Annotated in this window: 7 protein-coding genes; 3 read left to right on the forward strand and 4 right to left on the reverse strand. The window is 44.6% G+C overall.

Features of this window, described 5'->3' with window-relative positions:
- Positions 1–476: 476 nt before the first annotated feature.
- The 3 genes from Q7J27_10805 to Q7J27_10815 all read left to right on the forward strand — a co-directional run bounded on the left by Q7J27_10805 (position 477) and on the right by Q7J27_10815 (position 7,006).
- On the forward strand, positions 477–3,137 hold the full coding sequence (locus Q7J27_10805; GenBank protein ID MDO9529632.1) for a PD-(D/E)XK nuclease family protein: 2,661 nt from the start codon (positions 477–479) through the stop codon (positions 3,135–3,137).
- Complete coding sequence (locus tag Q7J27_10810; GenBank protein MDO9529633.1) at positions 3,127–6,468, forward strand: UvrD-helicase domain-containing protein; 3,342 nt, start codon at positions 3,127–3,129, stop codon at positions 6,466–6,468. The genes Q7J27_10805 and Q7J27_10810 overlap by 11 nt, the downstream gene beginning before the upstream one ends.
- A gap of 259 nt (positions 6,469–6,727) precedes the next feature.
- Complete coding sequence (locus Q7J27_10815) at positions 6,728–7,006, forward strand: sigma factor-like helix-turn-helix DNA-binding protein (protein ID MDO9529634.1); 279 nt, start codon at positions 6,728–6,730, stop codon at positions 7,004–7,006.
- A 247-nt stretch (positions 7,007–7,253) separates the two neighbouring features.
- Here Q7J27_10815 and Q7J27_10820 read toward each other — a convergent pair whose 3' ends face one another.
- The 4 genes from Q7J27_10820 to cmk form a co-directional block, all read right to left on the reverse strand.
- On the reverse strand, positions 7,254–7,532 hold the full coding sequence (locus Q7J27_10820; protein ID MDO9529635.1) for an HU family DNA-binding protein: 279 nt from the start codon (positions 7,530–7,532) through the stop codon (positions 7,254–7,256).
- A gap of 10 nt (positions 7,533–7,542) precedes the next feature.
- Entirely contained in the window at positions 7,543–8,412 is an 870-nt protein-coding gene (gene sppA, locus Q7J27_10825) for a signal peptide peptidase SppA (GenBank protein ID MDO9529636.1), read from the reverse strand.
- A gap of 109 nt (positions 8,413–8,521) precedes the next feature.
- Complete coding sequence (locus Q7J27_10830; GenBank protein ID MDO9529637.1) at positions 8,522–10,285, reverse strand: 30S ribosomal protein S1; 1,764 nt, start codon at positions 10,283–10,285, stop codon at positions 8,522–8,524.
- A 130-nt stretch (positions 10,286–10,415) separates the two neighbouring features.
- Entirely contained in the window at positions 10,416–11,096 is a 681-nt protein-coding gene (cmk, locus tag Q7J27_10835; protein ID MDO9529638.1) for a (d)CMP kinase, read from the reverse strand.
- Between the last annotated feature and the right edge of the window lie 294 nt (positions 11,097–11,390).

The raw sequence follows: 11,390 nt of genomic DNA on the forward strand, positions 1-11,390 counted from the left end.
CCTATCAGCTTTGTTTAGAAATTTACAGAATAACAAAAGGATTCCCTAAAGAATAAAGATACGGCCTTACATCGCAAATAAGGAGGGCAGCAGTCTCTGTTTTTAGTAACATAGCAGAAGGATATGGAAGAAAAACAACCCCGGAATATATTCGGTTTTTATACATAGCTTATGGTTCAAATTGTGAGTTAGAGACCCAGATATTACTTTCTGGGGACCTGGGTTATATTGAGACTGGTAAATTAAAAATACTCCAGGAGGGGATAGGAGAGGTTGAGAGGATGCTCAAAGCGCTTATTAAATCGTTAGAAAGAAAGCACTTGACCCCTTGAATCCTTGAATCCTCGAACCCTTTGCATCAACTAATCGGGAGAAGAACCAAAGTTTAACTGGTAAAGAAATAAGAGTACGTAATAGCTTACTCTAACCACGACATGAGAGATTTCAATCCTGTCTGATTAAGGAAAATAGCCTGTATGATTCATGGCCGTCTAAATCTAACTTCCACCGGGAGGCTTGCCCGCAGGCTGCGCCACCGATTCCGTACAGAGTGCATACAAAAGGGGATGCAAGGATGGCGGCCTTTAAACGCAGTAAAGCTCGAAGACTGGCTGACCCGGATATGGTTCGAATCATGGCCTGAGAAGATACCTGCATCGGAACTTTACAGGATAAATCTCTGGAAGGAATTAGCGGAGAAAATCCCACCACCCGTTCCACTTGATAAAGATTTCAATCTCTATCGGCTGCTCGATGAAAACTACGGCACTATGATTCGTTGTAAGATTAATCCTGCATCCGGCCCGCCCTCTACACCGCTTGTTGAATGGCGAAGAACGATCAGCAGAGCTTTCAAAAAAACCCTCGATGGCAAGGATTTTTTTCACCCATCGGAACTCCCCTCTTATGTGGGAAAGGCCATCGCAGAAAACATAATTACCTGTCCTGACAGGATATCTTTCCTCGGTTTTGAATCCCCTGCCCCGATAGAAGGGGACCTCTTTAATCTCCTCGAAAACATGGCCGATGTTGAGTACGGGGGAAACTCCGGAAGAAGACCGGAGTATCTCGAAGCGATTACACTCCCCTCTCCTGAGCAGGAAGTCATCTATCTTGCTCATCGTCTGATTGAGGATGCAAGGTCAATACCGCTCCATCGAATAGGGGTGGTTGTGCCCGACCTGAACGCTTATTCAATCATGATTGAGCGAAGCCTGAAGGAATTGATGGGGGCAAGCCCGCCGAAGGGAACCTCGTGGTTCAACATAACACTCGGCATATCTCTTATCGACTCTATGCTGGTCAAGGCAGCCCTTATCCCCCTGAGGTTAATGACAGAAGGTGTGTCCCGTGAACTGTTCCTCTCCCTCATCCTGTCCCCCTATTACGGATGCTGGCAGGGAAAACGCCACGCAATTGCCAGGGCTGATATAATCTGGAGAGCACGCTTTGTTGAGTCGGGCATGGATAACCTATTGGACTTCCTGAAGAAGGATGATCCGGAAATACTCGGAAAAATACTTTGCAAAGAAGCAGAAGGTTTTCTCAAATTTACCAGGCTCAATTTCTCCCGCAGGCAGACTGCCTCCTATTGGATAAACGCCGTTGAAAAACTCTGGTCTTCCCTCGGCTTTCCCGTTATCTCCGATGAGAAGGATACTATAGATTCAAGGCACCTCGGGGAAATCGTCCACGACATGTCATGTAACCTCGGCCATGTTACGATGGATGGACATGAATTCTATTCATTTCTTACACATAGTGCGATCGGGAAAATTGCCCAGATCAGAGGATCGGAAGAAGCAGGTATTCAGATATTGGGGCTTATAGAATCACGGGGGCTTGATTTTGACAAACTCTATGTGATCGGACTGGACGACAGGGCGCTACCCCAGCCCGTCAGGCCGATGCCTCTTCTCGACACATCTGAGCGGAGGCTTGTTCATAGGGGAACACCGGCCTCCTCGTACGAAATAGGATTAAAGGCATTTTCAAATCTTATCTCCTGTGCACCGGATGTGACGCTCACGAGAGCGGAGCAGAAAGACTCAAAGCCTCTTTCACCCTCACCCTTCTGGCCCAAAAACGAATCGGAAAAATACCGGAACATCTGGACTGACCCCGGTTACGCATGGATAAGGGCTCCATGGCTAAGATCAGCCTATGAGGGATTGAGAATCGCCGCTTCCGGAGGCGATCCTAAAATTGCCGGCATAAAAAGATCAGAGGACACATTACTAAAGAAAACGCCACTTTCTGAGGGGATTTCGGCAACCGGTATAGAAACGGCCATTAGGTGTCCTTTCAAGTTCCTCATTGACGGCATCTTGAAGATAAAACCCTTAGAAGAAAAGAGGTCAGTTATCTCTCCAATGGAGCGGGGTCTCAGGATTCACAGGATAGTGGCCTCCTTTACCGGTGCTGTTCGAGAAAAAGGGCTTCATTTGGAACGGGACAGGAAAAAAGTACTTTCGCTTCTTACCGAATGCGTTGATCAAGTACTCAAAGATGTTGTGCAACTCCCACAGTGGGAGGTAGAGCGCCGTCTTCTTCTCTTCGAAGACTCACCCCCCGGCATGCTTATCTCCTGGCTTGATGCCGAAACGGGGCATCGCCAAGAGGGGTGGGAATGCATTGCCGAGGAGGCCGATTTCAGAGGACTCAAATGTGACGGCTGGTTTTTTCCCATGCAAGGCAGAATAGATAGAATCGATTATCATAAAGATAAAGGCCTTATCTGCTGGGACTACAAAACCGGAACGTATCCGAATCAAAGGGACATTCTGGAAAGGCTTATAGCCCCGCAGCTTCCTGTTTATCTGCTCGCCCTGCGCATGGGAAACGTTTCGGTCGTCGATGAATATCTCAAACAGAAAACGCCCCTTTCGGCGGGGTACGCGCAGATAAAAACTCCGGCCACAGTAAAAATGCACCAGATCAAGGGAATCGAAGAGGCGCTGAGTGAATGGATAACGACAATCGCCGATATAGAAAAAATTCTCGAAAGAGGAGACTTTAGTGCTAACCCCTACCCCGTATCAAATATAGAGAACAGGGCGGTAGCCTGTGAAAAGTGTTCCTGCATGACTCTTTGCGAAAGAGGGATTGTACCGAAAGAAATGGAAAATGACACCTAATCTTACCGACAAAAATGAGCGTCTGTCTGCCCTCGACACGGCTGGCAGCCACCATGTTGAGGCTCCGGCCGGTTCCGGCAAGACCCTGCTCTTGACCATGAGATTTCTCAAACTGCTGGGAGAGGTGAATCACCCCGGAGAGATCATAGCCCTTACCTTTACCGAGAAGGCTGCAGGAGAGATGCGGGATCGTATTCTCCGTACGTTGAATATGGCCCGGGACAATGAAACTCCCGAGAATTCCCTGGACGACACACTTACTAAACTTGCCGGCAATGCCCTTGGCCGCCATAAACAGCTTGTATCTGCTGATGTCCTGAACATCATGACATTCCACGGTTTCTGCCTCTATATGGCCCGGCGTGCCCCTTTAGAGGCCGGGATTGCACCCGACTGCGAAATCATGGATGAAAAAGTCCAGCCCATTTTAATTGATGAAGCGCTGCAGTGTGTACGGAATCGACTCTTCTCATCTCCCAGGGGTGACATAAAAAGGGCTGCCCTGGAAAACCGTCTCCTTTATCACAACAACTACTGGGACGGTATCTCAGAAGAGCTGAAAGAGGTGATAAGAACAAGGGATCAGTTTCAAGACCTGATAATGGAAGTACGTTCCCATGGGATTGCTTCCCTTCCACCGATACTGACTAAGCGGTTGCAGATCTACATGGAGAGATGCCTCCATGGTCTCCTGGAAAAATTTTCATTGTACGATCTCGGTGCAAAATGGGGAGAATTCACAGAACACCTCTCCAGCAAAGGTGCGGAGACCAACACTCTGCCATCCTCACTTCCGGGGTCATCCTGGGAGGAGCTTCCCCGCTGGCAGGTCTTAGCAGACAGAATACTTACTAAAAGCGGGAGTCCGAGAAGACAGTTTGGACCGTCGAGCGGCTTTTACAGCAATTTTAAAAAGACCGCCTGGGCAGAGCTGATCGAGAGCCTTCCGGAAAATGTTACAAAAGCCTTACATGATACAAGAGACTACCCGGCAAAGGGCGACACCATAGCCGATATCGGCGTCCTTTCAGACTTCATAATCCTTGCGGCGGAGGTCATCGGCGAATATGAAGCGATATGCAGAAAACGGCATATCATCGATTTCATCGGGCTGGAACAGTCGGCACTCCGAGTATTGAATGAAGAAAATCCCACCGATCTTCACCTGTATCTTGACCACAGGATAAGACACCTGCTCGTTGACGAGTTTCAGGATACCAACCGGAACCAGTGGGAATTGATAAAGAGACTTTGCAGCGGCTGGACGCCGGATGACGGCAGGACGATCTTTATCGTTGGTGATCCGAAACAGTCCATCTATGCCTTCAGAAACGCGGAAGTGAGGTTGTTTATCGAGGCCAAAGACGGTATTCCGCTTCCCGGACAGGAAAAGCTCCCACTTAACACACATCTGTTAAAGACGAATTTCCGTTCCACGGAAGAATTGATAAAGTGGACGAACGCACTTTTTGGCGACACAGTTATGATCAATCCGGACTCCGATGCCGATGAAGTCCCATTCAATTCATCTATCCCAGCCGGAAATGATAAAAAAGAGACGGTCATATCCCTCAATCTTTTTTCGGATAAAGATACCGACAGGGCAAAAGATGATGAGGCGAGGTGGCTTGCTAAAAAAGTAAAAAAGACGCTCGATGAAACGTCTGGCAAAAAATCCATCGCCATACTCTTATTTACACGAAACAGGATTCACCGATATCTTGCCGCCCTGAAGCAGGAACGAATCCCCGTTCAGGTACAGGAAGGACTGAGTCTCATTGAAAGGCCGGAAATCATGCACCTTATGCAGACGGCCCGGTTCATGGTGAGGCCGCATGACGATATGGCCTGGGCATCTCTTCTTAGATCGCCCTGGTCCTGGTTCGATGTGACGATTCTCCAGGAGGCAGCCATGCAGGATGAGGAAAGCTGGGCAAAAAAGATACACCTCACGGCAAAAACGCATCCCGAAATGGATGTCCTCCTAAAGGCTATTGACCAGGCAATGATGAGGGTTGGAAGAGAGCCTCTCGGAAAGGTCGTCAAAGGGTTCTGGGAGACCCTCGACGGACCTAAGATAACGGCCTATCTTTACGGCATGGCAGGGGTTGCAAATTGCCGCCGTTTTTTTGAAATCCTGGAAGATGCTGAGGAAGGAGTTCCGCAGGAGACCCTGAATCGTATCGAAGTTACCCTCGATTCCCTCTATGAACCGGTGGATCCTACCGCATCGCGATCACCGGTTGAGATGATGACAATTCATAAGGCAAAGGGGTTGGAATTCGATTGTGTATTCCTCCCGTTCATGGACTGGAGACCGCTTGCCAGCGGCCCCAAAACGCCACCTCCCTATCTTCTGGAAAGGATGCCGGGAACCGGCGAAAAACACTTGATTGCCATGGGCCGTGATCGCCGTACAGAAGAACCCACAGCAACGTACAGGCTCCTCAACAAAATCCGGAAAGAACGTGAATGGGGGGAAGCGAAACGTACCTTTTATGTTGCGGCAACCCGGGCAAGAGACTCCCTCATCATGGGCGGTGTCGTAAAATCAAAGGATGAGGCTGTTTTTGCCCCCGACAAAAGTGTGCTGAGTTGGGTCATGGGTCATGAAGGCCTGAACAGGAAGGATCCCGCCGAAATAAAAGGCACTACCATCTCAATTGTCGTCAACCCGGTAATAGATACCCTGTCCACTAAAGATGAATATGCTGATTTAATCCTTCCGGAGCCCCTTCCGCTTACCCCCGAGAGAATGCCTTACGTTGTGGAAAGTCCTTCATTGCTCAAAACTGATGACCTCACCCATCTGGGTGATGATAATGCCGATGGTAGAGCGCGTGGAATCATAACTCACAGGATTCTGCACACCTCAATTATCGGTGCTAAAATTCCAACCGAAGCTGCTATCGTCAAGGCGCTCTGCGCTGAAGGACTGCCTGCGGAGTTGGCCGTCCACATATCTCCCGAGATAATTGAAGAAGTTGATTCCACACTTAGCAATCCTTTCATAGCAGGACTGATCGATAAATCTAACCCGATAGTCCGAAGTGAATGGGCTATTGAGGATACATCGAAAGAAGGGCACATTCGTTCCGGCATTATCGATCTTGCAGTCTTTGATGGGAACAACTGGTGGATAGTGGATTTTAAGACCTCAAGACCGGCAAAAGGTAAGTCGTTTGAAAAATTTATATCCCGCGAGGAGGAGCTGTACAGACCACAGCTCGAAGCTTATCGATCCATGCTGAAAAAGGTGGAACCAGTCGGTAAGTCGTCAATTCACATGGGAATTTATCTAACCGCATTAAAACAATGGAGGGAGTTATAAAAATAAACGCCGGACGCTTTTAGCCATAACAGCCTGATATGACTATAGTTCTTGTCATTGGCGCAAAATGGGGCAATCAGGCCTGAAGGCTTAAGAAAGCTATATTTACTCTGCTTTTTAACAGGCTTATTGACATATTAATAACAGCTTCTGTGAATAAGTCTGGAATTTGTATTGTTTTTAAAAGACTTTTTTATTGACAAAAAAGTAAAAATGATTAGTTTAACTAAAATTCGATAAAAGAGAAAAAGGTGGTAAATTGACAAACCTGTATAAGTGCAAAAAGAAGGACACATTCATAACCGAATCCTGTCATGATGAAGCCTGTGAGTGGTGGCTGAAGAACGAAACATTTTGTAATTGCACTTGGATTGTGTGCAATCACGGCCCCTTTACTCTTGAAGAGGTTGGTGCGATGATGGGGGTAACAAGAGAAAGAATAAGGCAGATAGAAGCAAAGGCCCTCAGAAAATTACAGCACAAAAAAAGAAGAGATCAATTGAAAGATTTTGCCTTGCCGGATTACGATTATGAATAAGAAGATGTTTTGATAATTACTTTTCTTTAATAATCGTAACTACTCAGGAGTCAGAAGCAAGAATTCAATAGACAGAAGAAAAAATAAAAACCGTCCAGCAAAAGGCTTTAAACATCGAATGATGTAGTGTCTGTTCCCCAAATTCTGCCGTGCAGGATGTTGCTTCATAATTGAAGAAATCAGTAATTTGTCAGCGTTACATACTGCTTTTATTCTGACTACTGACTACTGGATACCTGAGTAGTTACTAATAATCTACTAATTTTCTGAGTTCCTTCCCAACCTTAAAAAACGGAACCTTTCTGGAAGGAACATCAACTATTGCCCCTGTTTTCGGGTTTCTTCCTTCCCGGGAATCTCTCGATTTAACGGTAAAATTTCCCAATCCCCTGATGTCTATCCTCTCATTTCTTAATAATGCGCCTGTCATCGCTTGGAATATAATATTGACTGCAAAATCTACATCCTTTTTGGGATAATCCTCCAGTCTCTCCTGTACTTTTTCAATCAGGTCTCTCTTTGTCATGATTTAACCTCTAATAACTGATTCCGCTACACTCTTTCCTCAACTCACCTACGATGGCAGAAACCGTTTCTTTCAGGATATATTTCCAGAGTTTCAACCTTTTTTCTTTGGGATGCACCACCTCGGGTTTTCCCTTTATTCCGGAGAGCTTTGCAGCAAGATTGATTGCATATTCTTTATCACCGAGGAAATCAACAAGACCTATCTTCAACGCCTGCCGTCCGGTAAAAATCTTTCCGTCAGCAATACTTGCCGCCTTTTCCTTTGATATCTTTCTGTTTAAAGAAACCGCTTCAAGAAACTGATCGTAAATATCATCAACAACTTCCTGAAGGAGTCTTCTTTCATCGCGGGTCATCTCCCTCAGAGGGGAACCGATATCTTTGTATCGGCCACTTTTAACGATAGAGGGCTTAAGTCCTATTTTCTTGAGAAGTTCTTCTACATTAGAAAAATGTACGATAACTCCGATATTGCCTGTTATTGTGCCTGGGTTGGCCACGACCTTATCAGCGGCACAGGCAACATAGTATCCTCCCGAAGTTGCCACTGACCCCATCGAAACAACCACATTCTTCTTTTTCTTCAGTGCAAGAACTGCTTTATATATCTCCTGCGAGGAAACCACACCGCCACCAGGCGAATCTATCCTCAAAACTACCGCTTTGATGCTATCGTCTTTACTATATTTAACCAGTTGATCCACAACAGGGGAAGAATCTTTGATGATTCCTTCGAGCGTTACGATACCAATTTTATTCTTAGGGGAAAAAGAGCTGTTGTCTCCGGTAAAGGTAGAAACTCCGTAAACAAAAATAAAAAATAAAATCAATATTAATACTAACAGAAATAATCCGAATATTACAGGATGCTTTCTCATTGCAGACTAACCATCCTCCTAAACTTGCAAACAGTTAATTAAAGCAGGCAAATAGCCATTCGTATTTGCCCGCCCAACCCCTTGCTTTTGCTGAAAGCTGATAGCTAATTTAGACTTTAAGAACCGGGAAATTAATTTCCGACAGGGCTTTCCCTAAGCTGGAAGTGATGTTTTTACTATTATTCAAATATTGTGATGTAGGATTTTTATTCAAAGATGATTCTTGGTCTTTAATGCTTAGTCTCATCCTTCTGTTTTCCTGGTCTACATTTATAACAACGGCCGATACATCATCTCCGATTGCAAACAAATCGGAGGACGATTTTATCCTCTTTTGCCCAAGCTCTGAAATATGAACCAGTCCCTCAATTCCTTCCTCTATTTCGACGAATATACCGAAATCCGTAACATTAGTAACCTTTCCGGAAACTACGGAACCCGGTGTATACTTTGAACCAATTTCATCCCAGGGATTTTTTTCAATTTGCTTTATCCCGAGAGAAAACTTTTCATTTTCTACATCAATATTCAAAACTACCGCTTCTACTTCTTGCCCCTTTTTGAAAAATTCGGACGGATGTTTTACGCGATGTTTCCAGGAGATGTCGGATATATGCACGAGACCGTCTATACTCTCTTCAACTCCAATAAAAATCCCAAAATTTGTAACATTTCTTACTGTTCCCTTTACAACACTCCCTTCAGGATATTTTTCCTTCAGAATTATCCACGGGTTCTCGGAAGTTTGCTTCAAGCTGAGTGATATTCTTTTATCCTCGTGGTTCACATCAAGTACCATTACTTTCGCAATTGCACCCGGAGACAAAACCTTGGAGGGGTGTTTAATCTCCCTTGTCCAGAACATCTCGGAAATATGGATAAGGCCTTCCACGCCTCGTTCAAGCTCTACAAAGGCACCGTAATCCATAATGTTTACAACTTTCCCTTCTACTATGGAACCGATCGGATATTTCTCTGTAATAGTATCCCACGGATTTTCCGTAAGTTGTTTCAGTCCAAGAGTAACCCTTTCTTTCTCTCTATCGAAGGACAGAACCTTTACAGTTATCTTATCACCTTTGGAAAAATTAGTTGATGGACGCGTTATTCTTCCCCATGATATGTCTGTGACATGCAACAGACCGTCTATTCCACCCAGATCGACAAACAATCCATAATCGGTAATATTTTTAACAACACCTTCAACAATTTTACCCTCTTCCATTGTTTCAAGAGTTTTGGCTTTTTCCGCTTCCCCTTGCCTTTCTAATACAGACCTCTTTGATAATACGACATTATTCCTTTTTCTATCATATTTAAGAACATCAAACTTAAAAGTTTTGCCAACATATTTATCGAGGTTCTTTACGGGACGAATATCAACCTGGGACCCGGGAAGAAACGCCTGGATGCCGATATCAACCGACAGTCCCCCCTTCACTCTTTCTAAGACCGTACCTTCCATTGTGCCATTTCCCTCACAAGCCTTGATAATATCATCCCACACTTTTATTCTGGCGGCTTTTTCCATGGAAAGTACTAAATCACCGTCCGTGCCTCTCCTGTCAATAAATACATCTATTTCATCATCAACAGCAACAGTGATATTTCCGTCATCATCTTTCAACTCTTCAATGGGAACACGCCCTTCTGTCTTCCATCCAACATCAACCATAACGACATCATCATTTATCTGTACGACCCGTCCGGTTACCACCTCTCCTATTTGAACGTTTTGCATGTTCTGTTCAAAGAGTTCTTTGAAATCCAAATCTCCCTGCTTTTTTACAGGTTGTTCCCCCTCCTTATTTTCAGTTTCTACCTCCTTCGAAAGCTCTTCATAATTTGATATTAAGTTATTTTCGTTAACCATTAACCATTTCCCCCTAATCTATTTTCTGACACCTCTAACACGGAGGTCAACTAACACACGGATTATAAAATATCAAGTGAATTGTGACAGCCTGAAATGTATATAGCCTTTCCGGGTGACCACAATAGATTTATCTGAAAACAGGGTTCTCTTTAATAACTTTCAACATCTCCTCAACAACATCTGTAATGCTCATATCTGTAGAATCAATAGCGATAGAATCTTTAGAAGGTTTAAGGGGAGCTATCTTTCTTTCACTATCCTGCCGGTCTCTAATTATCAAATCTCTTTTAACCTCTTCAAAATTGGGATTTTCTCCCTTTTCCGCCAGCTCTGTGAATCTCCTCCTGCTCCTCTCCTCAACCCTTGCATTCAGGAAAAACTTAAAGTCGGCATGGGGAAATACTACTGTCCCCATATCTCTACCCTCGGCAACAATCCCCCCATTTTTTCCTGTTTTCCTCTGTATAGAAAGTAGAGTCTTTCTGACAACGGGGACAGCGGAAACCTTCGAAGCAAGCATTCCGATGTCCTGACCCCTGATTTTTTTGGTGACATCTTCATCATCCACAATGATTCTAATGACACTATTAACACTTTTCAGTGAGACGTTAATTTCTGCACACAAGCCTGAAAGTCGCTTTTCGTCATCAGCAGGTATTCCTTCTTCTGCTACTTTGCAGGCAAAGGCCCTGTAAAGAGCACCGGTATCCAGATAAATATAGGAAAGCTTCCTGGCAAGAATTTTACTCACGGTGCTTTTACCTGCACCAGCGGGACCATCTACAGTTATGACCAACCTTTTCTCCATTTTTTGCTATGGTGAACCTCTTTGATTTTGAATAAATGTCAAAAAAAATTCTAACCAAATTAGTCTATCAAAAAAATTATATTTAATGGAAGAATTATTTTATTTTAAGTATACAGATGATGGTCTCGTAAAAAGTCTTTTCGGAGCGAATTGAAGCATTTTGGGAAAAAGATGGTGGTAGTGACCGGCGTTAAGAAAATCTAACTGTTTGAGTGCATAAGCACGAGTTTTAGATTTTTAGCCGGGCAATAACAGCATCCACAAAATGGTTCTGAGCGAAGAAAACGGACTTTT

This window comes from Syntrophales bacterium (assembly GCA_030655775.1).
Classification (GTDB): Bacteria; Desulfobacterota; Syntrophia; order Syntrophales; family JADFWA01; genus JAUSPI01.